Source organism: Curtobacterium sp. 458 (genome assembly GCF_030406605.1).
Taxonomy (GTDB): domain Bacteria; phylum Actinomycetota; class Actinomycetes; order Actinomycetales; family Microbacteriaceae; genus Curtobacterium.
Genome location: NZ_CP129104.1, coordinates 715,564 through 740,282 on the forward strand (window position 1 = coordinate 715,564; position 24,719 = coordinate 740,282).

A 24,719-nucleotide genomic window follows, 5' to 3' on the forward strand; every position below is an offset into this window, starting at 1 on the left:
GGCGCGTGCTGCACCCGGAACGAGTGCACACCCCATCCTGGTGCATGTCGGGGGACACCAGAATCCCCGGTCCGGGTGTCGGCATTCCGGGGGACAAGCATTCCGCTCAGCCCGTTCGCGGCCGCTCGTGTGACGATGCCGACATGACCCCGAACGACTCGATCGCGCACGGTCTCGCGACCATGGCGTCCGCCGGCTTCGAGTTCGGCGGCGACGCCGACCAGGTCGCCCACGACGTCCGGACGATGTGGGAGCAGCTCGGTCGACCGGTCGGCGCGTTCGACGCCGCCGCGCGGGCGATCGCCGAACTCCCCCAGCGCCCCGAGGTCCCGATCGCGGACCAGGCGCGGCGCCGTGCGTTCGAGCGGGCGATCGGGATCAACCCGGTCGAGGTGGAACTGGCCGCCGCGCTGTCCGCCCGTGAGCTCCTCGAACGGTTGGCGCGGACCTGCGGGGCACCCTGCTGACCGGGCGACGGCGAAGGAATCCCGTCACGCGTTAGGTAAACCTAAGTAGGTGAGGCTAGCCTTACCTCCGTGGTCGATCTGCATGCACGCGACGTCACCGTGGGCTACCACGGCGAGGACGTCGTCCACGCCGCCTCGCTCGAACTCACCGCCGGGACGGTGACCGCCCTCGTCGGCCCGAACGGGTCGGGGAAGTCCACGCTCCTGCGCTCGATCGCTCGGCTGCAGCCCACGCGCTCCGGGACCGTGCGCCTGCGTGGCGCGACCGACGCGCACGCCGCGAGCCGTGCCTCCCGGCCGGATGCGACGGGACGTGCGGCCGCCGACGCCGGACGCGACGTCGTCGACGGCCTCGCCCTGACCCCGAAGGCGTTCGCCCGCCAGGTCGCACTGCTGACCCAGGGCCGCCCGGTGCCCGGCGGACTCCGCGTGCGCGACCTCGTGACCTTCGGTCGGCACCCGCACCGCGGCCGCTTCGGCGGACAGGACCCGGACGGGCAGGTCGTCGTCGCCCACGCGCTCGACGTGACCGGACTGACGAGCCTCGCCGAGCGGCCGGCCGACGAGCTGTCCGGCGGCCAGCTGCAGCGGGTGTGGCTCGCGAGCTGCCTCGCACAGCAGACCGGCGTCCTCCTGCTCGACGAGCCGACCACGTACCTCGACCTCCGCTACCAGGTGGAGCTGCTCGACCTCGTCCGCGACCTCGCGGACGTCCACGGGACGGCGGTCGGCGTCGTCCTGCACGACCTCGACCAGGCGGCAGCCGTCGCCGATCGGCTGGTGCTCCTCCGCGCCGGCGTCGTCGTGGCGGACGGCACCCCCGAGGACGTCCTCGACGCCGAGCGACTCTCGGACGTGTACGGCATCCGCATCGACGTCGACCACGACCCCTCCACCGGTGCACTCCGGACCCGCGCGGTCGGTCGACACCACTCCCGGACCACCCCTGCACCCACCCGCTGACGACGGGGCGCGCAGCACGCGTCCGACCGACAGCTCCACCCCCACCGAACAGGAAGAACCCGAGCCGCCATGAAGCGACGACTCCTCACCGCCACCGCCATCGCCGCCGCAGCCGCGCTGGCCCTCACCGCCTGCGGCTCCACGCAGGAGGCCTCCGACGCCAGCCCCTCCGCCGCGAAGATCACGGTGACCGATGCCCAGGGCACGAAGGTGACGCTCGACGGCCCCGCGAAGAAGGTCGTCGGCACCGAGTGGAACGTCGTCGAGGACCTCGAGACCCTCGGCGTCGCACCCGCCGGCGTCGCGGACGTGAAGGGCTACAGCCAGTGGGACTCGAAGGTCCCGCTGACCGGCGACCCGAAGGACATCGGTACCCGCGGTGAGCCGAGCACGGACACGATCGCCTCGATCGCCCCGGACCTCATCGTCGCGACGACCGACCTCAAGGACTCGGTCATCACGCAGCTCCGCAAGATCGCCCCGACGATCGTCATCGCCTCGGCGAAGTCGGGCGCCCAGCTCGAGACCATCAAGGACACGCTCGACCTCATCGCGGAGGCCACCGGCACGACCGCGAAGGCCGACACCGTGTGGAAGGCCCTCGAGGACAAGATCGCCGACGGCAAGCAGGAGATCGCCGACGCGGGCAAGGCCGGCACGAAGGTGGCGTTCGCGGACGGGTACGTCCTGTCGAACCAGGTCACGATCCGTCCGTACACGAAGGGCTCGCTCATCGGTCAGGTCAACGCGGAGCTCGGGCTCGCGGACGCCTGGTCCGGCACGGGCATCGAGGGCGACGCGGCGTACGGCCTCGGCTCGACCGACGTGGAGGGGCTGACGAAGCTCCCCGCCGACACGCAGTTCCTCTACATCGACAACAAGGCCGCGAGCGAGGACGACGTCTTCGGCAAGACCCTCGCGTCGAACGCCGTGTGGAAGTCGCTGCCGTTCGTCGAGCAGGACCACGTGCACCGTCTCGACGACGGCATCTGGATGTTCGGCGGGCCCGGCGCGATGGACGCGTACGTCGACGCCGCGGTCGCCGCGCTCACGAAGTAGCGGTGACCGGCACCGCCACGCAGGCGCGGGCCGGGAGGCGCTCCACGAGCGTCGCCCGGCCCGCGCTCGGCGTCCTGCTCCTCGTCGCCGGGATCGCGCTCGTCGCCGTGCTCGCCGCGGTGGACACCACCCAGGGCACCGCGAACGTCGGGGTCGCCGACGTCTGGAAGGCCCTCACCGGCCGGGTGGACGGCGCCGACGCGTCGGTCGTCGTCGCCTCCCGCTTCCCCCGTGCGGTCGCCGGGCTGGTCGTCGGCTTCGCGCTCGGTGTCGCCGGCGCCGCACTGCAGGCGGTGACCCGGAACGTGCTCGCCGCGCCGGACACCCTCGCCGTCAACGCCGGCGCGTACCTCGCGCTCGGCATCGTCTCGGTGTCGGGCATCGGACTGCCGGTCGTCGCGCAGTCCGGCATCGCCTTCCTCGGGGGACTCGCGGCCGCCGCCCTGGTGCTCGCGCTGTCCGGACTCGGCAGCGGGACCCTGCGGCTCGTCCTGGCCGGCACGGCGCTCGCCCTCGGCCTGGGCTCCGTCACCCAGGCGCTCGTCCTGCTGTTCCCGCAGCAGACCCGGGGGCTCTACAGCTGGAACCAGGGCGGCATCGCGCAGAACGGGTACGACACGATCCTGCCGATGCTCCCGGTGGTGGCGGTCGGGGTCGTCGGCTTCCTCGTCCTCTCCCACCGGGTGGACGCCCTGGCACTCGGTGACGACGCCGCCCGCGGGCTCGGCGTCCCGGTCCGGAGCACCCGCATCGTCGCGGTCGTCCTCGCGGTGCTGCTCTCCGCCGCGGCCGTGACGATCGCCGGACCGATCGGCTTCGTCGGCCTGTGCGCGCCGGCACTCGTCCGTCCGGTCGCGCGGACCTTCCCCACCCTGCACCGATCCTGGGCGCTCTTGACCGTCTCGGGCCTCGTGGGAGCCGGCATCGTGGTCGCCTCGGACGTCCTGCTCCGCGCCGTCGTGTCGGGCGACCGGGCCGTGACCGTCCCCACGGGCGTCGTCACGAGCGTCGTCGGCGCGGTGTTCCTCGTCGTGATGGCGCTCCGGATGCGCGACCCCGGGCAGACCACCCCGCTCGAGGTCTCGCGCATCCCCGGTCGACTCGCGGTCACCCTGACGGTCGTCGCCCTCGTGGCCGTGCTCGTCGGCGTGATCGTCGCATCGGTGCTGCTCGGGGACGCGAAGCTCCTGCTCGGTGACGTGACGAACTGGCTGACCGGCCGGGCGACCCAGGCGATCTCGTTCATCCTCGACACCCGCGTCCCGCGGGTCACCGCCGCGCTCCTCGCCGGTGCAGCGCTGGCACTCGCCGGGACGCTCGTGCAGGGCGTCACCCGCAACCCGCTCGCCGACCCCGGGGTCCTCGGCGTCTCGAGCGGGGCCGGCCTCGGTGCCGTGCTCGTCGTGACGGCGGTCCCCGCGGCGTCGACGTGGGGCGTGGCCGGGGCCGCGTTCGCCGGTGCCGCGGTGGCGGCGCTCGTGGTGTTCGGTCTCGCTGCCCGCGGGGGCTTCCGACAGAACCGCCTCGTGCTCGTCGGCGTCGGGGTGTCGGCCGGGCTCACGGCACTCATCAGCCTGCTCATCGTGGTCACCGACCCGTTCAACGCGAACAAGGCACTGACCTGGTTGTCGGGTTCGACGTACGGCCGGACGTGGCAGGACTCCTTCCCGGTCGTCGTGGTGCTCGTCGTCGCGCTCGTGCTCGTGCTGCCGGCGCACCGGGAGCTCGACCTCGTCTCACTCGACGAGGACTCGCCCCGGTTGCTCGGCGTCCGACTCGGCCGGACCCGACTCGGCTTCCTGACGCTCTCGGTGCTGCTCACCGCGACGGCGATCGCGGCGGTCGGCACGATCGGCTTCGTCGGGCTGGTCGCTCCGCACGCGGCCCGCTCGCTGGTGGGTCGAGCGCACGCCCGGGTCGTGCCGGTGGCGGTGCTGCTCGGTGCGGTGCTCGTCTGCCTCGGTGACCTGCTCGGACGGACGGTCATCGCGCCGGCGCAGCTCGGCGCGGGCATCCTCACCGCGCTCGTCGGGACGCCGTACTTCGTGTGGCTGCTCCTGCGGACGCCACGAGCGCACTGACGGCGCTCGCGGTCTGACGGACGGGAGGCACGGTGCCAGCCGGCACCGTGCCTCCCGTCCGTCACGTGGTCGCCGCTACGGCGTCGGCATCCCGCCGTCGACGTGCAGCGTCTCCCCCACGACGTAGGACGATTCGCCGCTGGCGAGGAACACGTACGCCGGCGCCAGCTCGGCGGGCTGGCCCCAGCGACCGAGGTAGGTCTGCTCGCCCGCGCTCGGGAGGTCCTCGGGCTTCTGCCCGCCGGCGGGCTGCAGCGGCGTCCAGATCGGACCGGGTGCGACGGCGTTCACCCGGATGCCCTTCGGCGCGAGCTGCGCGGCGAGGCCCTTGGCGAGGTTGTTCACGGTCGCCTTCGTCGCGGCGTAGTGCACGAGGTGCGGTGACGGCGCGTACGCCTGGATCGACGTCGTGTTGATGATCGTCGACCCGGGAGCCAGGTGCGGCACGGCGGCCTTCGTGATGCGGAAGGTCGCGTAGACGTTCGTCTTGAAGGTCTCGTCGAACTCCTCGTCCTCGATGTCGGTGATCGAGTCGACGTTCTGCTGCTTGCCGGCGTTGTTCACGACGATGTCGAGTCCGCCGAGGCCCTCGACGGCCTTCGCGACGAGTTCCTCGCACCACTCCTTCGACGTGATGTCCCCGGGCAGCGCCACCGCCGTCCGTCCGGCGGCCTCGATGAGTCCGACGATGCGCTGCGCGTCCTCCTCCTCCTCGGGCAGGTAGGAGATCGCGACGTCGGCGCCCTCCCGTGCGTACGCGATCGCGACGGCGGCGCCGATGCCGGAGTCCCCGCCGGTGACGAGCGCCCTCCGGCCCTCGAGACGACCGGAGCCGCGGTAGGTGTCCTCACCGTGGTCGGCCGGGACGTTCTGCGCCATCTCCTCGTCGGTGCCGGCGCCGGGCAGGTACTGCTCGTCGGGCTTCTTGTCCGCGTACATCGCGGTCGGGTCCTGCATCGTGTACTGGTCCGTCATGCGCCGTACGGTACGCAGGCCGGGCAGCGCCGACGTCCAGGCACTGTCCCCCGACGGGTGTCGCCGAATGTCACGGTGCGGTGACGGCCCGGAACCGATTCGGTAACACCCGTCGTCCACCGAGGTCCGAGGCCGTACGGTCGACTGGTGACCTTCCGCCCCTCCCTCGCGCTCGGCGTCGCCGTGCTGGCCGCCTCGGCGACCGTGCTCGCGACCGGCGCACCCGCCGGGGCGGCGGAACCCACGCAGACGGCCACCTCGACGTCGTCCGTGTCGAACGGCAAGCTCAAGCGCGTCGACGCCATCGAGCTCCGCGCCGAGTCGCTCGTCCTCGAGCGTGACGACCGCACCGTCGTCGACGTGTCGATGCGCGATGCACGGTCGACCGTCTCACTGCTCAACCGGCTCCTCGGTACGCCGTCGCGCACCCAGACGGCCGAGGGAGACGGCGGGGCGTGCTTCCCGGCCGGCACGACCTACACCTGGGGCGGTGCGATCCGCGTCGCCGCACTGGCCACGCCCGCCGAGCTCGGCAACGCCGTCGAGATCCGCGTCCTCCGTGACGAGGTCCGGTCCCGCAGTGGGTCGATGGTCGAGCTGTCCGGTCCGCACGGCGTGCAGGTCGGCGACGACATCGAGCGACGCATCGAACGGACCGCCCCGCAGGACCGGATGTCCTTCGGCTCGGACGACTCGGACGACCCCTCGGCCTGGCAGGTGCTCCTCCAGCGCGGCTGGGACGACACCGAGCAGCGCACGGACGACCGGTCGAGCGACGACCGGTCGAGCGACGACCGCCGCGCGCGTGCGGCGTCGGACGAGGACACCGACGGCGCGAAGGACCCCCGCGGCGACGACACCGAGCGCAACGGTGTCTCCGCCCTGACCGACGACACCACCGTGACCGTGCTCGGCTCCCCGATGCCGGTCAACGCGACGAACGGCTGCTGACCCTCACACCCGGATCGTCGCGACGACCGGGAAGTGGTCGCTCGCGAACCAGGTCTCCGGCCCGTCGTGGTCGATCACGACCCGGTCCACGGCGCGTACACCCCGCGTGTACACCCAGTCGATGCGCTCACCCGACGCCACCGGCGGCTCCCAGTCGTTGAAGGTCGCGGTCCGGTCCTCGGGGTCCCCGGCGACGTCCCACGCGTCCGTGAACCCGGCCTCGACGAGCACCCGGGACGCCCGACCGACGCCGGCCGGCTCGTTGCAGTCCCCGGCGACCACGACCGGCTCGTCGACAGCGGCCGTGCGCTCCGCGATCACGGCCGTGCTCCTCGCCCGGACCTCGTCACCGTGCGGGCCCTCCTCGTGGTCGAGATGGGTCGTCACGAGCGTGAAGGCCGCGCCGTCGACGTCGAGGAACCGCGCGTGGTTGACGATCCGGGGGAACACGCTCCCCCAGGTGTTGGACACCGGCTCGTCCGGTGTGTCCGACAGCCAGAAGGACCCGTGCTCGACGGGACGGAGTCGATCACGTCGGAAGAACACGGCAGCGTGCTCACCCGCGCTCCCGCCCTCCCGGCCCTGACCGACGTCGCCGTACCCGGGCAGTCCGGCACGCAGGTCGTCCATCTGGTGGTCGAACGCCTCCTGGACGCACAGGACGTCGGGGTCGTGGCGTCGCACGATGTCGAGCAGCACCGGCAGCCGCGCGGGCCAGTCGTGTGCGGGATCAGGGTTCTTGATGTTGTACGTCATCAGGGTGATCGGACGCTCGGCGCTGCTCACCCGTCGAACCTACCGATCACGCGGGCTCCGGGACCATGACCCGCCGGAGCGCGATGACGCCGTCCCGGGCCCGCGTCTTGGCGGTCCCGACCGGGACCCCGAGTTCGATCGCCAGTTCCGGCCCGGAGAGCCCCACGAGGTGCCGCAGCACGACTGCCTCGCGCTGCCTCGGGGGCAGCTCGGCGACGGCACGGCGGAGGGCCGCGCGGTCGAGGACACTCTCGGCACGCTCCGTGGCGGAGTGGTCGACGACCTCGTGGTCCCGGGCTCCGATGCGGCGGTCGCGGTCTCGGTCGGCGCGGCTCTTCCGGACACGGTCGATGGCCCGGCGCTGCGCGATCGTCCGGACCCACGCGATGACCGAGTGTCGGGGGTCGTAGCGCTCGGCGATCAGCCAGATCTCGAGGAACACGTCCTGCACGACCTCCTCCACCTGGCTGGGGTCGTTCAGTTGGTGGCGCACGTACCGTTCGACGAGCGGGCGGAAGCGTTCGTGCAGGGCCGTGAACGCGCGACGGTCACCGGCGGCCACCGCGAGCATCAGGTCGCGCTCCTGGGAGCGCTTGGCGAGGAGTTCGTCGTTCATATCCGGTATTTTGCATGCTGCAAAATGGACTCACAAGTACACTCTCCACATGCCCGCCACACGGACCAGCCCCGCTACCGTTCGCCGCAGCACCGCGAAGGGACTGCGGACCCGGGCCCGCATCGTCGACGTCGCCGCGGAGCTCATGCTGACCCGCGGCGTCACCGGCACGACCCTCGACGACATCGGTGCTGCTGCCGGTGTCGGGCGGTCGCAGCTGTACCACTACTTCTCGGACAAGGACGCACTCGTCCACGACGTCATCGACCGGCAGGCGGACGCGGTCCTGACGCACCAGGGCGCCGACCACGCCGACCTCTCGACCTGGGAGGCCTGGTCACGCTGGCGGGACCGCATGGTGGACGGCGCGCACGCGGGTGGTTGCGTGGGCGGGTGTCCGCTCGGCTCCCTCGGCACCGAGGTCGCCGAACGGGACAGCGCCGCACGCGGTCTGGTGTCCGCCGGGTTCAGCCGCTGGGAGGAGGGCTTCCGCCGGGGGATCGCCACGATGCAGCAGCGCGGCGTGCTCGACACCGACGCAGACCCGGCCACGCTGGCGACCGCCGTGATGGTGGCGCTCCAGGGCGGCCTGCTCCTCGCGCAGGTCCACCGCGACGTGCGACCGCTCGCCGTCGGCCTGGACACCGCGATCGCGGCGATCCGGCAGCACGCGACCGCGGCGTGACACCGGGCGCCGGCGTCAGTTGATGCAGACGTTCGCCTTGCCGTAGTTGTGCACGTCGGTCGACTTGGGCGAGGGCTCGCTGCTCGGCTTCGCGGACGATCCACCGGACGAGGACCCGCCGGAGGACGACCCACCGGACGAGCCCGACCCGCCGGCGGCCGGCGTCGAGGCCGACGACCCGGGCTGGGCCGGAGCGGAGACCGTCTTGCCGTCGGAGCCGAGCACGAGCGTGACGCCCGTGACGTCGTTCGTCCGGACCGCGACGGCCCCCGGGGTGGCCGCCACGACGGCCTTCGCCTGCGCCTCCATGCCCTTCGGGTACTGCACCTGCGTGGCCTTCGTGGTCTCCGAGGACCCGGGCGTCCCGACCTGGAAGCCGCGCGCGGTGAGGTTCTGCGTCGCGGCCGCCGCGGCGCCGGTGACCCCGCTGCCGTTCAGCACGGTGACCGTCGTGCTCGCCGGCTCTGCGCTGGTGGCCTTGGTGTAGGCCTCGGGCTGCCCGACGAGGCCCTGGACGAAGGCGGGCAGACCGACCTCGTCGACCTGGACGATCGAGAGCGCGGACCCGTTGACGTAGATCGTCGGCGTGCCGAGCGTCGGGATCGTCGCCGACTGGATGTTGCCGGGTCGGAGGTCGCGCATCTGGGCCGCGAGCGACACCAGGTCGGTGTCGGTCTGGATCGATCCGCCGACGGCCTTGAGGATGTTGCCGAGCTTGACCGGGTTGAGCAGCGTGCCGGCGGACAGGACCTTCCGGGCCTCCTGGGACAGGAAGTACTGCTGGCGGACGTTGCGGTCGAGGTCGCCGTTCGGCAGACCGTGGCGCTGGCGGACGAACGAGAGCGCCTGCTTGGCGTCGAGGGAGCTCTTGCCCTTGGGCAGGTTCACGCCCGAGTACGGGTCGTTCACCGCGTTGTTCAGGCAGACGTCGACCGGCCCGAGTTCCTTGACGACCTGGTAGAAGCCGAGCAGGGAGACGCGGACGTAGTGGTCGATCTGCAGTCCGCTGACGTTCTCGATCGTCTTGATGAGCAGCTTCGCACCGCCGGTGTCGCCCCCGCCGTTGAGGGTGCCGTAGTAGAAGGCGCTGTTGAGCTTGCCCTTGCCGACGCCCGGTATCTCGACGTACGAGTCGCGCGGGAAGGAGATCATCGTCGCCTGCGAGCCGTCGGCGTTGATGTGGAGCACGATCATCGTGTCCGTGTTGGTCGCCCCGCCGTCGCTCGTCGTGCTGAGCTCGGCCATCTGCTCGGGGGTCGCGTTGTCCGGCCGGTGGTCGTCGCCGACGAGCAGGATGTTCTGCGCTTCGCCGTCGACGTCGTTCTTGGTGTCCTTCTTGCCGGTGATCGCGTTGACGATCGTGACGCTGCCCGCGAGCTGGTCGTACGTGTAGAAGGCGTACGCGCCGCTCAGGGCGATCGCCATGGTGACCACACCCGCGATCGCCGGGAAGACGGCGCTCAGGCGCCGCTTCTGCCGCCCGTGGCGGGGCGGCACGGAGCCGCGCCGGGCGCGGCGGGTCGTCTCGTCGGGTGCATCGCTCACCCGGAAAGGGTAACTGCAGTGCTCGAACCTGCCATGAGAACGCCTGGCAGGTCGCTCCGGACCGCCGTGACAACGAGAGGGACGGGAGGCGCGGTGCGGGCCGGCACCGCGCCTCCCGTCCGCTGGGTGGTCGCGTCCGCGACCCTCGCTACTGGTCGCGCGAGGGCAGCAGGTGCACGGCCTCCATCGCGAGCTCGGCCGCGATCGGGTCCTTCGCCAGCACGGCGGCCTTGAGCTTCTCGAGCTCGGGGACGACCGTGTCCACGGGGATCAGCTCGGCGAGTTCGGGCACCCGCAGCTTGAACGCCAGGCCGTCGGTCGTCGACCGGCAGAGTGACGCGAGCGACGCGTTGCCGCAGGCCTCGACCCACATCGCGTAGATGTTCGCGCCGTCACGGGCGACCTCGTCCTGCTTGCCCTTCGACGAGCGGGCGACGACGTCGTCGAGCATCTTGACGACCTTCTTGCGCTGCGACTCGGTGAAGCGCGGGACCGCGAGGCGCACGACCCCGCCGTAGATCACCCCGAGGGTCCGGTAGGCGTCGAGGAGCTCGTCCTTCGTGGGCGCTGCCACACGGGTGTAGCGATTCGGTGCCATCTCGATCAGGCCGGACCGGGAGAGCTCTGCCAGGGCCTCGCGGATGGGGGTGCGGGAGACGCCGAGCCAGGCGATGAGGTCGTCGTCGTTCAGGCGCTCACCGGGCTCGAGGGTGCCGTCCATGATCGCGTCGCGGATCTTGTCCTGGACGGTGTCGCGGAGGAGCTTCCGTTCGGCGGCGGGCTGGGTGGAGGGCACTGGCATGCGCCCAGCGTGTCACATGTGATGGGCAGCGCGCGAGAGGCGCGACGGCCACCATGCCCGCCGTCCGAGCTCGTACGTCAGGGCCGGGACGAGCAGGGACCGGACCACCACGGTGTCGAGCAGCACGCCGAACGCGACGACGAATGCGATCTGCGCCAGGAACAGGATCGGGATGACGCCGAGCGCCGCGAAGGTCGCCGCGAGGACGATGCCGGCGGAGGTGATCACGCCACCGGTGACGCCGAGGCCCCGCAGCACGCCCTCGCGCGGGCCGTGCAGCAGGGCCTCCTCCCGGACCCGGGTCATCAGGAAGATGTTGTAGTCGACGCCGAGCGCCACGAGGAACACGAACGAGTACAGCGGCACGCTCGGGTCGGCGCCGGGGAAGTGGAACACGTGGTCGAAGACGAGCGCACCGACGCCGAGCGCGGCCGCGAACGAGACGATCACGCTGCCGATGAGGACCAGCGGCGCGACGATGCTCCGCAGCAGGAGCATGAGGATGAGGAGGATCACGACGAGGACGATCGGGATGATGACCGAGCGGTCGCGGATGCCCGTGTCGTTCGTGTCGAGGGCGGTCGCCGTGACCCCGCCGACGATCGCGTCCGGGTCGACCCGCTCGACGGCGGTCCGGAGGTCGCGGACCGTCTGCTCGGCGGCCGCGGAGTCCGCCGGGTCGGCGAGCGTGGCCTCGAGCAGGACGTCCCCGCGTGACACGGTCGGCTCGCCCGAGCTCCCGCCGGCGCCACCGCCGGCCGTTCCGTCGCGCTCGCCGCTCACCGGCACGGTGCCGGACGGCGAGTCCTTCGCCGCCGCGGTCACCCCGTCCACGCCGTCGACGTCGGAGATCGCCCGCACCAGCGCGTCCTGCCGCGCTGCGCTCCCGATGACCTGCGCCGGGCTGCCGGAACCGCCCGGGAAGTGGTCGGCGAGCACGTCCTGGCCGTCGCGGGCCTGCGACGCCCCGATCACGAGGTCGCTCTGCGGCACGCCGTCGGCACGCAGGCCGAACAGCCCCGCCCCCATGGCGAGGAGGCCGACCGTGCACACGACCCAGACGATCCGCGACCGACGTGCCACGAGCCTCCCGACCGATGCCCAGAGCCCCTTCGCGTCCGGACCCGACACGACGGGGTGGGCGGACCCGTGCGCCGGCCGGAGCGGCCAGAAGGCCGCGCGCCGGAAGGCGAGCAGCAGCGCGGGGAGGAGCGTGAGCGCCGCGAGCAGGCTGAACGCGATGCCGATCGCCGCCACCGGGCCGAGCGCCTTGTTCGAGTTGAGGTCGGAGAAGAGCAGGCAGAGGACGCCCACGATGACCGTGCCACCCGACGCGAGGATCGGTTCCAGACTCCCGCGCAGGGCCGCCTTCGTCGCACCCCATCCGGTCCGGTGGTCTCGGAGTGCCTCGCGGTAGCGCGCGGTGTACAGCAGCGCGTAGTCGGTCGCGGCGCCGATGACCAGGATCGAGAGGATGCCCTGCACCTGGCCGTTGACGGTCACGACGTCGGCCTTCGCGAGCCAGTACACGACGAGGATCGAGGCACAGAGCGCGAACGACGCCGTGCCGAGGACGAGCACGGGCAGGAGCGGCGACCGGTACACGACGATGAGGATCACGAACACCGCGGCCAGCGCCACACCGAGCAGGAGCCCGTCGATGCCGGCGAACGCCTCGGTCAGGTCGGCGGTGAACCCGGCCGGTCCCGTGACGTACCCGCGCAACCCGGACGGGAGGGCGTCGTCGACGTCCGCGCGGATCGCTCCGACCGCGTCACCGGTCTCCGCGGACTGCGTGAGCGTCGCGACGATCTCGAGGGCGTCGCCGTCCTCGCTCGGGATCACAGGACTCACGCCCTGCACGTCGTCGCGGTCACCGAGCCTGTCGGCGAGCTGCGCGGCGGCGGTGCGGTCTGACCGGGTCAGTCCACCGTCGCGCTCGAGCACGACGATCGCCGGTGCCCCGGACGCCTGCCGGAACTCGGCGGCACGCTCCTGCACCTTCGTGGCGTCCGCCGATGCCGGCAGGAACGAGGTCTGGTCGTTCGTCGAGACGTCGGCGATCTTGCCGAAGTACGGTCCGCCGACGGAGGCGACGGCGAGCCAGGCGACGATGACGACGGCGGGGAGCACGATGCGGAGGAAGCGGGACACGGTGCGAGCGTACACGGATCGTCAGCATGCTGATCATCTGGTGTCGATGCGGCCTCCGTAGACTGCATCCATGCACGACGAGCCCGCAGCCTGGCCCATGGGTCGCCTGCTGGCCGCGGCCGCCCGACGGGTCGAACGCGACTGGGACGAGCGCCTCCGCGAGATCGGGCTCCCGCACGCCGGGCTCATCGCGATCGACATCCTCATCCGCACCGGGCCGACCGGAGCGGACACGATCGCCCGGGTCGCACGGGTGCAGCCACAGACGATGTCGCGCACGCTCGAACGGCTCGAGCGGGACGGACTCGTCGAGCGGTCACCCCACCCTGACGACCGTCGGCGTCGGGTCGTGACGGTCACCGACGCCGGGCGGGCGGCCTGGGACACGGCGAAGCACGTCGAGCGCGAGGTCCTCCCCGAGGACGAGCGCCTGCGTCAGGCACTCGCCGCCATCATCGAGCGCGCACTCTAGCATCTGGAATACCGCATGCGGTACGCTGGAGAGGTCGGCGTCAGGGCCGACCCGTCGAGCAGGAGCCCGCATGTCCGAACGCCGTGCCGCCCGTGCCGCCGCCGACGCCGTCGCGGTCGCCCATCGATCGGCGCGCCGCGAGCGCCCGTTCCTCGTCGCGCTCGTCGCGACGCTCGGCTCGCTCCTGGGCGTCGGCACGGTGATCGCCGTGACCGCGAGCCTCTTCGTCGGGGGCCTCGCGCGGTCGTTCGACGACAGGACGACGACGCTCCCGGACGCCTTCCCGTCGGGTCCGCGTCCCGCGGCGACCGACGGAGCGCAGAACATCCTCCTGATCGGGTCGGACTCACGCGCGCAGGACGACCCGGACGGCGACCGCGCGGCCGGCGGCCGTTCCGACGCCCTGATGCTCGCGCACGTCCCGGCGGACCGGGACGCCGTGTACCTGATGTCGATCATGCGCGACTCGTGGGTCGAGGTCCCGGGGCGCGGCAGGGCGAAGATCAACGCCGCGTACAGCTGGGGTGGCGTGCCGCTCGTCGTGCAGACCGTGGAGCGGTTGCTCGACAGCCGCATCGACCACGTCGCCGAGATCGACTTCGCCGGGTTCCGCGACATGACGAACGCACTCGGCGGCGTCACCGTGCGATCGCCGTCCGACTTCACGGCGCGAGCGGGCACGCACTTCTGCGCGGGGCCGAACCGCCTCGACGGCGATGCATCCCTGACCTTCGTGCGCGAGCGACACGCCTTCGCCGACGCCGACCACACCCGCGTCCGCAACCAGCAGGCGTTCATGCGCGGCGTCGTCGACGGCGTGCTGTCGAAGGGGACGATCACGAACCCCGGGCGCATCCAGGACTTCGTGTCGGCGACGAGCGAGCACCTCTCGGTCGACGCCGGGCTCGACTTCCGGACCCTGGTCGGTCTCGGGTGGTCCCTTCGGGACGTCCGCTCGTCCGACCTCGTCACCTTCACGATGCCGAGCGCGGGCGGGGGCACGTCGCCGGACGGTCAGTCGTACGTCACGCTGAACGACCTCGCCGTGCAGTCCCTGTCGCAGGCGCTGCGCTCCGACGACGTGGCGACCTGGCTCGAGGCGAACCCGCAGTAGTGCCGGACGGACGACGAACCCCCTCGGTCGTGGCCGAGGGGGTTCGTCACGCAGTCACGACGATCAGGCCGGGAGCTGCAGGGTCTGACCCGCGTAGATGAGGTTCGGGTCGTCGATGGTCGACGTGTTCGCCGCCCAGAGCTGCTTCCAGCCGCCCTCGAGGTCGAGCTTCGTCGCGATCTTGTCGAGCGTGTCGCCCGAGGCGATCTTGTAGGTCTTGCCGCTCGTCTTCACCGGAGCCGGCTTGCTGGACGCCGCCGGGGCGGTGGCCTTCGGGGCAGCCTGCTGCGGCGCCGCCTGCTGCGGGGCGGCCTGCTGCGGCGCCGCCTGCGTGGCGCTCTGCTGCGGAGCGGGCGCCGGCACCGCGGCCTGCGGGGCCGCGCCGGTGGTGCCGCTCAGGCCGAGCTTGGCCGAGCACGCCGGCCATGCACCCCAACCCTGCGAGGCGAGGACGCGCTCGGCGACGGCGATCTGCGCCGAACGGCTCGCCGAGGCCGGGTTGCCGGAGCCGCCGTTGGCCTGCCACGTGCCGAGGGTGAACTGCAGGCCGCCGTAGTAGCCGTTGCCGGTGTTGATGGCCCAGTTGCCGCCGGACTCGCACTGTGCGAGCGCGTCCCAGGTCGAACCGGACGCTGCGTTCGCGGGCGCCGCCGCGAGGCCGACACCCGTCGCGGCGATGCCTGCGAAGGCGAGGCCACCGACGATGGTGCGGGTACGGGAAAGCTTCTTCATGTGATTGCTCCACCGGGGTCACGCGCCGGGAGGATCCGGCTGTCCACTGCCCACCCCGACCGTCCGCGGTCACGTTGTGGGGTGCGCCACCGGGGGCAGTGGTTTCGCGCCGGTGGCACCTCGGTGGGCCACCATAGGAAACTCCGCACCGTTATCAAACCGAGACAAACGGTTCTACCCGGTGGTGCTGTGTCCCCCGGGTGTCTTCCTGTACGCGGCGATCGCCGCCGTAGCGCAGATCACCATGTACCCCAGGATGTTCCCTTGGCAATTCCCTGGGAAAAACGGCCTGGAGGCGCCCCTCACCACCGCGAGAGCAGCGTCACCGCTTCGAGGTGGCCGGTCTGCGGGAACATGTCGAGCACCCGGACCCGGTCGAGCCGGAACGACGCCATGCGTGCGAGGTCCTTCGCGAGGGTGACGGGGTTGCAGCTCGAGTACACGACGTGCTCGACGGTCGACTGCTCGAGCCACTCGGACAGCGTCGCCCCGATCCCGCGTCGCGGCGGGTTCACGACGACGAGTTCCGGCACGGTGTCCGGTCGGGCACGGAGGGCGTGCTCGGTGGCGTCGTCGGCGGCGAACCGGACGTCCGAGAGACCCGCTTCGCGTGCGGACTGCCCCGCGGACCGGACGGCCTCACGGCTGGTCTCGATGCCCGTCACCGCACGCCCCGGCCGGGCCGCGTGGAGGGCGAAGCCGCCGACGCCGCAGTACAGGTCCCACATCGACGCGGGGTCCACCTCGTCGATCCACGTCGTCGCCTGGGCGTAGAGCTGCGTGGCGACGGTGGTGTTCGTCTGGAAGAAGCTCTGCGGGCGGAGGTGCATCGTGACGGCACCCATCCGCATCGGCAGCGTCTCCTGGTCGGTCAGCACGATCTCCCGGTCGCCCTCGGTGACCGCCTTGTGTTCGGGGAGCAGGTTCGCCGTGACGACCACGGCCTCCGGCAGCACCGACCGGAGCGCGCCGAGGTGCTCGCGGAGCCGGGGCAGCTGCCCCTCGGAGCGCAGCACGAACCGGACCATGAGCTCGCCGTCGGGTGACTCCGTGACGAGCACGAACTTGAGCTCACCCCGACGGGTCGCGACGTCGTACGGGATCAGCCGGGCGTCCTCGATGAACTGCGCCAGGATCGGCAGCGCCCGCTGGATGCCGGGCGTGCAGATGCCGCAGTGCCGCAGGTCCACCCCGCGCTGCCGGTGATCGAGGATCCCGACCGTGGGGCGCTGCACGGATCCGCCGACGACCATCTTCGCCTTGTTCCGGTAGGCCGACTCCGGGCTGGTGACGGCCGGAAGCCAGTCGACGGCCGACGGACCCCCGGCCGCCTCGACCGCGTCGTGCAGCAGCTCCCGCGTCCGGATCTCCTTGTCGAGGACCTGGTCGGCGTAGGGCTGGCCCATGAGCGTGCACGATCGGCACACCCCGCGGTCGAAGTAGTCGCACTGCATGGCCGGCTCAGGATACGGCGTACACCCCTCGCCACGCGCCTCGTGCGCGAGCGTCAGCGGCCCGCGCGAGCGCCGCGGTGCCGTCTCGGGATGCCCCGATGGCTCGTTCGATCGCGGCGCACCAGGATCCGATGGAATCCCCGGCGAGGTAGCGGTCGTCCGGGTAGAGGTCGCTCATGCTCGATCCAGCGGGGCCGACCGCCGGAGTTCCGAGTTCGAGGGCCCGGATCGCCACGCCGGACTGGTAGAAGCGGCGGTACGGCACGAGGACGACGTCGGCCGTGGCGATCAGTCGATCGAGTTCGACCTCGTCGACGAAGGCGTCCCGGACCTCCCAGCCGTCGACGGCCGGCCATCCACGACCGATCACCTCGAGACGATTCGACCCCGACAGTCGATCGGCGAGGGCTCGCAGGAGGTCGACGTCGCGGTCGGGTTTGTACTGCCCCAGCACCCGGACGACGCACATCTCGTCGCGTGGGCTCCGCACCGGGAGCCGGCGTGGTGCGACCGGGTGCGGGAGCAGGAGCGCGGTGTCGCCGGGGCAGTCGTGCCGGAGGTCGGCACGAGCGGTCTCACTGTGCACGATCAGCCGGACACGGCGACCGAACCAGCCACCGGCCCACCGCGCGAGACGGCCGTAGCCGCGCGCGTGGACGAGCGGCCGCGGGTCGTGCACGACGATGGCGGCGTCGGCACGGCCGCCGAGCACGACACGCATGACGATCCGGTCGAGGTGCCCCAGCACCGGCCAGGTCACGAGGACGCGACCGCCCGAGCGGCGAGCCCCGACCAGCGCGCGGAGGGTCCGGCCGAGCCAGGCGAGCGCGGAGCCCCCCGCGACGCTCGGCTCGTCCACACGGATCAGCCGGACCCCCGCAGCGTCACCGCCAAGCGTCGCCACGAGCGCCGTCGAGTAGTGGTGCAGCGCTCCCCCGAGGGTGTTGACGACCGTGATCCGAGCGCCGCTCATGCGTGCAGCCAGGCGTCGGCGACCAGTCGGCCGTCCTGCTCGGGAAGGTCTGCACGGACCACCTCGCGCGACAGGGGGGCGTCGAGTGCGGCCACCAGGGCGTCCGCCAGCAGCACGGGGTCTCCTGGCTGCACGACCCGGTGTCCGTGCTCGGCGAGCCACGGGGCAAGGCCGGTCTGGTCGGTGGTGACGACGGTCAGCCCGGCGGCGAGCGCCTCCTTCACGGGCAGACCGACCTGCTCACGCCACCGGCCGTCCGGCACGGACGGAGCGACGAGTACCGACGCACGGCCGAGCTCCTCGTTCGCCACGTGGTGCGGCAGTCGCCCGAGGACCCGACGGCTGGCCGGACGCTCGGATGCCCAGCGCCGGAGCCGTGCGTACTCGGGCCCGGGGCCGATGATCGAGAGGGACGCGTCGGGACGGCAAGCCTCGACCGTCTCCCACGCGGTCGCGAGCACCTCGACGCCCTTCCGAGCCTCGAGCACACCGAGGAACAGGCAGCGTCCGGGCTCAGCGGCACTCGGGATCGCTGAGGGCGCCGGGAGTTCGAGGCCGACCGAGTGCTCGACGGAGCGGATGAACGGGAGTCGGGCGTAGGCGGCACACGCGGCGGGCGTTGCGAACCGGATCCGGTCGAGCGTCAGCCGCGCGACGGCCCCGATGAGCAACCCGACGGCACTCACGACCCAGGACGGCAGGGCTCGCCGGCCTCCGACGAGGATGCCGAGGTCGTTGTTCTCCATCGCGTAGGTCACGACCCGGTGCCGACGACCACGGACCGCCCCCGCCAGCTTGAAGCCGACCGCGAGGAGCACGTGCTCGGGCCAGAACCGCATCCACAGCGGCTCGGGCACCTCGAGCGTGCTCGCGTCGGTCGTGAGGAATCGGCCGAGGGCACCCAAGAGCGTCGTCCGTCGGATGCCCGGAGCGAGCTCGGTGCCCGAGAGGTCGTAGTTGGTGTCGAGGTAGAGGAGCTCGGCAGGTTTGCCGTCGCGGTGACGCCCGACGTGCACCGCCCGGAGTTCCGGAACGATGCGGATGCTCCGGGGGCTCATGCTGCGACCTCCGACGGGGTGGGGGCGACGCCGGCTCGGTCGGCGAGCACCCGCTCGTACGCGTCGCACACGCTGCGCCAGGTGTAGTGGTCGCGCGCACGCTCCCGGACCGCTCGTCCGAGACGCTCCTGCTCGGCCCGGTCGCCGAGCAGCGAGAGGACGGCGTCCGCGATGGCACCGGGCTCCGGCTCGACGAAGGTCGCGTCGGTCCGGGCGAGCACCTCGCGGTTGTAGACCGTGTCACGAGCGACCGTGGGGGCACCGAGGTGCATCGCCTGGACGAGCGCCGGGTTCGTCCCACCGACGCTGTGCCCGTGGAAGTAGGCGCCGGCGTGCTGCCACAGCGCGAAGAGCCGATCGTCGTCCGACACGTGGCCGAGCCAGTGCACGTTCGGGTTCGCGTCGGCGAGCAGTCGGGCGTGCTGGTCGAGCTCACCACCGTGGCCGCTGGAGCCGACGATGACGACCGGGTGCTGCTCCGCGATCCACTCGGCGGCGACGAGGAACTCCCGCACGGTGTTCTCGGGGACGAAGCGGGCGACGACGAGCGCGAACGGGGCCCCGGTGAGGTGCGCATCCGCGGGGTGGAGCTGCAGCGCGGTCGCTTCGGTCCCGCCGTACGGGATCACGTCGCCGTCCTTGCCGAACACCCGCCGCCAGTAGTGCCCGATGGCGTGCGCGTCGAACACCAGGGCGTCGGCCGTCCGAGCGGTCATGCGCGCGCCGGTCCTGAACACCGCCTTCGCGAGCCGCCCCCACTTCGCGCGCTCCCACTCGATGCCGTCGACGTTGACGACGGTCGGGATGCCGGCGAGCTTCAGGAGCGGCAGCCAGTACCCGTTCGCGCAGTTCATGACGAGGGTGACGTCCGGGCGTCGACCGATCGTGTCGAGCACAGCGGTCAGTCCGTACGTCAGCGTGGAGAGCGACCGCGACTCGAGACCGCCGGTGGTGCGCCGGGTGATCCGCGGGTCGAGCGACGGGTCGTCGTCGCGCTCCTGGCCCGGTCGTCCGTAGACGGTCACGTCCCACCCGGCGTCGGCGAGTGCCGGTGCCACGTGACGGACGGCGGTCTCGAACCCACCGTAGTAGGACGGGTACCCGCGGGTCCCGATGATCGCGACGCGCTTCGACACGGTGGCTCCCTCGTTCGACTGACACCTGCAATGATATTCTACACAGCAGTATCAGCCGAGGGAAGTTCGGCTCACCGGAGCACGGCGTCCCTCGTTCCGGTCCGCAGGCGGAAGATCGACGTGGTCGCCGTGAGGAAGAGGTCCGTGCCGTCGTCCCCGCCGAAGCAGAGGTTCGAGACGACCTCGGGCACCGGGACCTCGCCGAGCCGCTCGCCCGCCGGGTCGAACACGACGACACCCCGGTGCGACGACGACCAGACGTTCCCGTGCTCGTCCACGCGGATGCCGTCCGGGATGCCCTCGTCGGCGCCGAGCCGTGCGAATTCGCGCCCGTTCTTCACGCGGACGCCGACGTCGTCGACGTCCACGTCGTACGCCCGGATCACCGGGAGCTCACCCGAGGAGCTCGCGACGTACAGCACCCGCTCGTCCGGCGAGAACGCGAGGCCGTTCGGCTCGTCGGCGTCGGTGACGACCGGTCGGAGGTCCGCTCCGTCCGGACCGCACCGGAACACCCAGTGATCGCCGTACTCGCGGACGCCGGGGTGTCCCTCGCGCGGCTGGGTGATGCCGTACGCGGGGTCCGTGAACCACACTGCGCCGTCGGTTGCGACCACGACGTCGTTCGGGGAGTTGAGCCGGCCGCCGTTCCACCCGTCGACGACCACGGTCACCTCGCCGTCACGGTCGCGTTCGACCCGCCGGAGGCCGTGCGAGCACTGCACGACCGAGCCGTCGCGGTCGAGGAACCGCCCGTTCGTGAACTCGACGGCCTCGGCGTACGTGTCGACCTCGCCGGTGTCCGCGTGCCACTGCAGGATGCGGTCGCCTGGGATGTCCGACCACCGGAGGGTCCTGGTCGCGGGGACCCAGCACGGCCCCTCGGCCCAGGTGCTCCCGGTGGCGATCCGCTCGACGGCGGACGGGTCGGGGACGAGCTCGGTGAACTCCATGACGCTCCTTCGCGTTGGTCGTACGGCCAGCATCGCACCGGCCGTGGGTCACGTCCGGTCGACGATCTCCTGCATCGCGGCCCGGGCGGCGGCCGGGTCGCCGTCCGCGACGGCGCGCGCGAGCGCGCCGTGCAGGCGGACGTCGTGCGCGTCGGGTCCGATCCCGACGCGCTCGTCGAGCGCGCGCTCGACGACGCCGTGCAGGCGCCGGAAGAGCGCGTTGCCGGACCGGTCCAGCACGCGTCGGTGCAGGTCGCGGTCGGCCTGGAGGAACGTGGCGGCGTCGTCTGGACCGGTGGCGGCGGCGAGACGGTCGGCGGAGGCGAGCAGTGCCTCCAGGCCGTCGGCGTCACCGGTCGCGGACGCCGCAGCCGCTGCCGCGGCCGGTTCGACGGCGCGGCGGAGCGCGCGGAGTTCGTGGAGGGCCACCTGCCGGTCCGGTCCGGTGAGCCGCCACCCGACCACGCGTGGGTCGAGCACGTCCCACTCGGCCGCGGGGAGCGCCACGACGCCGACCCGCCGCCGTGCCCGGAGGAGCCCGACGCCGACGAGGACGCGGACGGCCTCGCGGACGATGCTGCGGCTCGCGCCGGTCCGGACCACGAGGTCGTCGATGCTCACCGGATCGGTGCCGAAGGCGCCGTGCACGACGGCCGACCCGAGGTCGTCGAGGACCCGGTCGTAGATCACCGCTGCGCGACCGGACTGATGACGAGCTCGTCGACCCGCACGTGTGCCGGCGCCTCGAGCACGAAGGCGACGGCGCGCGCGACGTCCTCCGGCTGGAGCATCACCGCGCGGGCGGCGGCGTCCGGGACGACGGGACGACGGTCGAGGAAGTCCGTCGCGACGTCGCCCGGGCAGAGGTGCGTCGCACGGACGCCGTGCTCGGCGCCCTGCTGGTTGAGCGTCCGGACGACGGAGGCGAGGGCGGTCTTCGACGCCGAGTACGCGACGCCCGCACCGGGTTGGAAGGACCACCCGGCGTACGAGGACACCACGACCACCGTGCCGCCGGCCAGGCGGAGCGACGGGAGTGCGGCGTCCACGGTGGCGACCACGCCGGTCAGGTTCGTGTCGACGATCGCCCGGAAGTCGGCCATGGACTGGTCGTCCCAGCGACGTTCGGGGGCGTTCAGGCCGGCGGCGAGGACGAGCCCGTCGAGCCGGCCGTGGCGGGTGAGCAGCGTGTCCCGAGCGGTCGCGACCGCTTCGACGTCGGCGGTGTCGAGCGGCAGCACGTCGGCGCTGCCGCCGGCTGCGCGGACCTGCTCGGCCACGGCGTCCAGCCGCTCGGCCCTGCGGCCGCTGAGCACCACCGTCCACCCGTCGCTCGCGGCCTGCGCCGCCACCGCGGCACCCATGCCGCTCCCGCCGCCGGTGATCCAGAGCACCCGTGCATCCGTCATGGGTGAATAGTATGCCTATTGGGGACCGACGACGGGAGCGACGATGCACCTCGACCTGACCGATCGCGTGGTGGTGGTGACCGGAGCCGCGCGCGGCATCGGCGCCGTGATCGCCGCACGCTTCGCCGCCGAGGGGTGCCGCGTGGTCGCGCTCGACCTCGCGTTCGACCCGGCCGCGGGCCCCGGTCCCGACGTCGACCGGGTGGTGTGCGACGTCACCGACCCGGACTCCGTGCGGACGGCGGTCGACACCGTCCTTGAGCGACACGGGACGATCGACGTGCTCGTCAACAACGCGGGCATCAACGTCGAGGGACTCGTCGCCGACCTCGACTGGGACGCGTGGCGGCGCTGCATGGACGTGAACGTCGGTGGGACCTTCCTCGTGAGCCAGGCGGTCGCGCCGGTCATGCGCGCCGCCGGCCGCGGTCGGATCGTGAACGCGGCGTCGTTCGCGGCGATCGTACCGAGCGTCGGGAGCGCTGCCTACGCGGCGTCGAAGGCGGCCGTGGTGCAGTTCACCCGGGTGCTCGCGTCCGAGCTCGGGCCGTGGGGCATCACCGTGAACGCGTACGCGCCGGGGATGGTGCCGACGGCCATGAACGGGTTCGCCGAGATGCCGTCCGAGCAGCAGGACCGGCTGCTCGACACGCTCTCGCTGCGACGGTGGGAGACGCCCGACGACGTGGCCGACCTGCTCGTGTTCCTCGCGAGCGACGCGGCCGGGTACATCACCGGGACACTCGTCGACGTGTCCGGGGGCAAGCTCGCGACGCAGATCCCCGCGCGGGCGCACGGCCGCTGAGCGGGGGTCGCACGGGGCGCTGTGCCACGGACGCGCGGTCTCGCGGCGTCGCGGTCTCGCGGCGTCGCGACCTCGGGGTCTCGCGGTCTCGCGGTCTCGCGGTCTCGGCGGTCTCGGCGGTCAGCGCAGCATGCGTTCGAGCAGTTCGCGCAGCCTGCGGCGGTCCGCCTGCGGGAGCCGCTCGGCGTGGGGCAGCATCGCGGCCCGCATCGCCGCCTCGAGTCGGGTCGCCACCGCGCGCCCCTCGTCCGTGAGCACGACGTCCACCGCCCGCGCGTCCTGCTCGTTCGCAACCCGCGCGAGCAACCCCTTCGCGCTCGCTCGCGCCACCAGGCCGGTCATGGTCGACCGTTCGAGGCCGAGGTACGCGGCGAGGTCACCGATGCGGAGTCGGCGGTCCCGCAGGATCGCGAGGACACGCAGCTGCGTGAGCGACAACCCCGCATCGGCGGCCAGGTCCGTCAGGGAGCCCATCGTGAGGAACGCGGCGTGCCCGAGGGCATCGACGAGACGGTCGTCCTCGCTCGGTCTGCTCATGTCGACGACTCTACTTGACGCACTTCGTGATGCGAACTAGTTTGCTTCGTAACACGAATCATCAGGAGGCATCATGCACGCAGCGGTCGTCACACGGTTCGGGTCGGCACCGACCTGGCAGGAGTCCGCGGAGCCGACCACCGGCCACGGCGAGGTCGTCGTGGACGTGGTCGCGGCAGGCCTGCACCCGCGGGTCCGCTCGCAGGCAACCGGCTCCCACTACACGAGCGAGGGCGCACTCCCACTCATCCCCGGCGTCGACGGGGTCGGTCGGTTCCCGGACGGCACGCTCCGGTACTTCGCGGTCGAGAGCGACACCCGGGGCAGCATGGCCGAGCGGGTGACCGTCGACCCGCGCGCGAGCGTCGTCCTGCCCGACGGAGCAGACGCGGTCGCGGTGGCCGCCGGGGCCAACCCCGTGATGTCGTCGTGGGTGGCGCTCCGGTACCGGACGTCACTGCCCACCGGGGGCCGTGTCCTCGTCCTCGGCGCGACCGGGGCGGCCGGGCGCGCGGCCGTCCAGGTGGCGAAGCACCTCGGCGCCGCGTCCGTCCTCGCCAGCGGTCGCGACCGCGACGTGCTCGCAGCCCTGCCGGGTCTCGGAGCGGACGTCGTCGTCCCCCTGGACGATCCGGAGGCCGTCGGACGCGCCGCCGCCGACGCGGACGTCGTGCTCGACTACGTCTGGGGCGACCCCGCCGCCGCGGTGCTCGCCGCCCTGGTCACCGCCCGCTCCGACCGCGGTCGTCGACTCGACTGGGTCTCGATCGGGTCCAGCGCGGGGGCAGCGGCCCCGATCCCCTCGGCCGCACTGCGGGCCTCGGGCCTGACGGTCGTCGGGAGCGGCCAGGGATCCGTGGGACGCGCCGCGTTCGTGGCCGAGCTGCCCGGCATCGTCGCGGCGATCGCCGACGGCACCGTCCGCGTGGACGCGACGCGCGTGCGGATGGCCGACGTCGAGCAGGCGTGGGCCGGACAGGGTGGCGAGCGCGGGTCCAGGCTGGTGCTGACGCCCTGACCGC

Annotated in this window: 25 protein-coding genes; 10 read left to right on the forward strand and 15 right to left on the reverse strand. The window is 72.3% G+C overall.

Annotation, left to right across the window (positions count from 1 at the left end; all coding sequences use genetic code 11):
• The first annotated feature begins 143 nt into the window (after positions 1–143).
• From QPJ90_RS03460 to QPJ90_RS03475, 4 genes are all read left to right on the forward strand, one after another.
• Positions 144–467 (forward strand): hypothetical protein, encoded by a 324-nt coding sequence (locus QPJ90_RS03460; protein WP_290133078.1) that lies wholly within the window; start codon positions 144–146, stop codon positions 465–467.
• Positions 468–536: 69 nt separating this feature from the next.
• Positions 537–1,430: an ABC transporter ATP-binding protein gene (locus QPJ90_RS03465; RefSeq protein ID WP_290133079.1), complete on the forward strand. Its 894-nt coding sequence runs from the start codon at positions 537–539 to the stop codon at positions 1,428–1,430.
• A gap of 69 nt (positions 1,431–1,499) precedes the next feature.
• Positions 1,500–2,489, forward strand: coding sequence for an iron-siderophore ABC transporter substrate-binding protein (locus QPJ90_RS03470; RefSeq protein ID WP_290133080.1), 990 nt, complete (start codon positions 1,500–1,502; stop codon positions 2,487–2,489).
• Positions 2,490–2,491: 2 nt separating this feature from the next.
• Entirely contained in the window at positions 2,492–4,570 is a 2,079-nt protein-coding gene (locus QPJ90_RS03475) for an iron ABC transporter permease (RefSeq protein WP_290133081.1), read from the forward strand.
• 75 nt (positions 4,571–4,645) lie between these two features.
• Here the strand turns inward: QPJ90_RS03475 and QPJ90_RS03480 are convergent, their stop codons facing one another.
• Complete coding sequence (locus QPJ90_RS03480; protein WP_290133082.1) at positions 4,646–5,545, reverse strand: SDR family oxidoreductase; 900 nt, start codon at positions 5,543–5,545, stop codon at positions 4,646–4,648.
• A 147-nt stretch (positions 5,546–5,692) separates the two neighbouring features.
• Here QPJ90_RS03480 and QPJ90_RS03485 point away from each other — a divergent pair, with 147 nt between their 5' ends.
• Positions 5,693–6,496: a hypothetical protein gene (locus QPJ90_RS03485; RefSeq protein ID WP_290133083.1), complete on the forward strand. Its 804-nt coding sequence runs from the start codon at positions 5,693–5,695 to the stop codon at positions 6,494–6,496.
• 3 nt (positions 6,497–6,499) lie between these two features.
• Here the strand turns inward: QPJ90_RS03485 and QPJ90_RS03490 are convergent, their stop codons facing one another.
• Both QPJ90_RS03490 and QPJ90_RS03495 read right to left on the reverse strand, forming a co-directional pair.
• Entirely contained in the window at positions 6,500–7,282 is a 783-nt protein-coding gene (locus QPJ90_RS03490; RefSeq protein ID WP_290133084.1) for an endonuclease/exonuclease/phosphatase family protein, read from the reverse strand.
• A gap of 16 nt (positions 7,283–7,298) precedes the next feature.
• On the reverse strand, positions 7,299–7,868 hold the full coding sequence (locus QPJ90_RS03495; RefSeq protein ID WP_290133085.1) for a sigma-70 family RNA polymerase sigma factor: 570 nt from the start codon (positions 7,866–7,868) through the stop codon (positions 7,299–7,301).
• Positions 7,869–7,917: 49 nt separating this feature from the next.
• Between QPJ90_RS03495 and QPJ90_RS03500 the strand changes: the two genes are divergently transcribed.
• Positions 7,918–8,553, forward strand: a complete 636-nt coding sequence (locus QPJ90_RS03500) for a TetR/AcrR family transcriptional regulator (RefSeq protein WP_290133086.1) — start codon at positions 7,918–7,920, stop codon at positions 8,551–8,553.
• Between the two features lie 15 nt (positions 8,554–8,568).
• Here QPJ90_RS03500 and QPJ90_RS03505 read toward each other — a convergent pair whose 3' ends face one another.
• From QPJ90_RS03505 to QPJ90_RS03515, 3 genes are all read right to left on the reverse strand, one after another.
• Positions 8,569–10,098, reverse strand: coding sequence for an LCP family protein (locus tag QPJ90_RS03505; RefSeq protein WP_290133087.1), 1,530 nt, complete (start codon positions 10,096–10,098; stop codon positions 8,569–8,571).
• A 148-nt stretch (positions 10,099–10,246) separates the two neighbouring features.
• Entirely contained in the window at positions 10,247–10,900 is a 654-nt protein-coding gene (locus QPJ90_RS03510; protein WP_290133088.1) for a GntR family transcriptional regulator, read from the reverse strand.
• 12 nt (positions 10,901–10,912) lie between these two features.
• On the reverse strand, positions 10,913–13,054 hold the full coding sequence (locus QPJ90_RS03515; RefSeq protein WP_290133089.1) for an efflux RND transporter permease subunit: 2,142 nt from the start codon (positions 13,052–13,054) through the stop codon (positions 10,913–10,915).
• Between the two features lie 70 nt (positions 13,055–13,124).
• Between QPJ90_RS03515 and QPJ90_RS03520 the strand changes: the two genes are divergently transcribed.
• Positions 13,125–13,526 (forward strand): MarR family transcriptional regulator, encoded by a 402-nt coding sequence (locus tag QPJ90_RS03520; RefSeq protein ID WP_290133090.1) that lies wholly within the window; start codon positions 13,125–13,127, stop codon positions 13,524–13,526.
• A 70-nt stretch (positions 13,527–13,596) separates the two neighbouring features.
• Positions 13,597–14,640, forward strand: coding sequence for an LCP family protein (locus tag QPJ90_RS03525; protein WP_290133091.1), 1,044 nt, complete (start codon positions 13,597–13,599; stop codon positions 14,638–14,640).
• Positions 14,641–14,703: 63 nt separating this feature from the next.
• Here QPJ90_RS03525 and QPJ90_RS03530 read toward each other — a convergent pair whose 3' ends face one another.
• The 8 genes from QPJ90_RS03530 to QPJ90_RS03565 form a co-directional block, all read right to left on the reverse strand.
• On the reverse strand, positions 14,704–15,372 hold the full coding sequence (locus QPJ90_RS03530) for a transglycosylase family protein (RefSeq protein WP_290133092.1): 669 nt from the start codon (positions 15,370–15,372) through the stop codon (positions 14,704–14,706).
• A 302-nt stretch (positions 15,373–15,674) separates the two neighbouring features.
• Positions 15,675–16,826 carry a 23S rRNA (uracil(747)-C(5))-methyltransferase RlmC gene (rlmC, locus tag QPJ90_RS03535; RefSeq protein ID WP_290133093.1) on the reverse strand — a complete coding sequence of 384 codons (1,152 nt, stop codon included), beginning with the start codon at positions 16,824–16,826 and terminating at the stop codon, positions 15,675–15,677.
• A gap of 7 nt (positions 16,827–16,833) precedes the next feature.
• Positions 16,834–17,799 (reverse strand): hypothetical protein, encoded by a 966-nt coding sequence (locus QPJ90_RS03540; protein WP_290133094.1) that lies wholly within the window; start codon positions 17,797–17,799, stop codon positions 16,834–16,836.
• The gene (locus QPJ90_RS03545; RefSeq protein ID WP_290133095.1) at positions 17,796–18,857 is read right to left on the reverse strand and encodes a glycosyltransferase; all 1,062 of its coding nucleotides are present in this window, start codon (positions 18,855–18,857) and stop codon (positions 17,796–17,798) included. The genes QPJ90_RS03540 and QPJ90_RS03545 overlap by 4 nt, the downstream gene beginning before the upstream one ends.
• Positions 18,854–19,993, reverse strand: coding sequence for a glycosyltransferase (locus QPJ90_RS03550; RefSeq protein ID WP_290133096.1), 1,140 nt, complete (start codon positions 19,991–19,993; stop codon positions 18,854–18,856). Before QPJ90_RS03550 ends, QPJ90_RS03545 begins: the two co-directional genes overlap by 4 nt.
• A gap of 71 nt (positions 19,994–20,064) precedes the next feature.
• A complete protein-coding gene (locus QPJ90_RS03555; RefSeq protein ID WP_290133097.1) occupies positions 20,065–20,946 on the reverse strand; it encodes an SMP-30/gluconolactonase/LRE family protein in 882 nt (293 codons plus the stop codon).
• A gap of 48 nt (positions 20,947–20,994) precedes the next feature.
• A complete protein-coding gene (locus tag QPJ90_RS03560) occupies positions 20,995–21,636 on the reverse strand; it encodes an FCD domain-containing protein (protein ID WP_290133098.1) in 642 nt (213 codons plus the stop codon).
• Positions 21,633–22,355 (reverse strand): SDR family NAD(P)-dependent oxidoreductase, encoded by a 723-nt coding sequence (locus QPJ90_RS03565; RefSeq protein WP_290133099.1) that lies wholly within the window; start codon positions 22,353–22,355, stop codon positions 21,633–21,635. The genes QPJ90_RS03560 and QPJ90_RS03565 overlap by 4 nt, the downstream gene beginning before the upstream one ends.
• A gap of 43 nt (positions 22,356–22,398) precedes the next feature.
• Here QPJ90_RS03565 and QPJ90_RS03570 point away from each other — a divergent pair, with 43 nt between their 5' ends.
• A complete protein-coding gene (locus QPJ90_RS03570) occupies positions 22,399–23,160 on the forward strand; it encodes an SDR family NAD(P)-dependent oxidoreductase (RefSeq protein ID WP_290133100.1) in 762 nt (253 codons plus the stop codon).
• 120 nt (positions 23,161–23,280) lie between these two features.
• Here QPJ90_RS03570 and QPJ90_RS03575 read toward each other — a convergent pair whose 3' ends face one another.
• A complete protein-coding gene (locus QPJ90_RS03575) occupies positions 23,281–23,697 on the reverse strand; it encodes a MarR family transcriptional regulator (protein ID WP_290133101.1) in 417 nt (138 codons plus the stop codon).
• A 73-nt stretch (positions 23,698–23,770) separates the two neighbouring features.
• Between QPJ90_RS03575 and QPJ90_RS03580 the strand changes: the two genes are divergently transcribed.
• Positions 23,771–24,715 (forward strand): zinc-binding alcohol dehydrogenase family protein, encoded by a 945-nt coding sequence (locus QPJ90_RS03580; protein WP_290133102.1) that lies wholly within the window; start codon positions 23,771–23,773, stop codon positions 24,713–24,715.
• Positions 24,716–24,719: the final 4 nt, after the last annotated feature.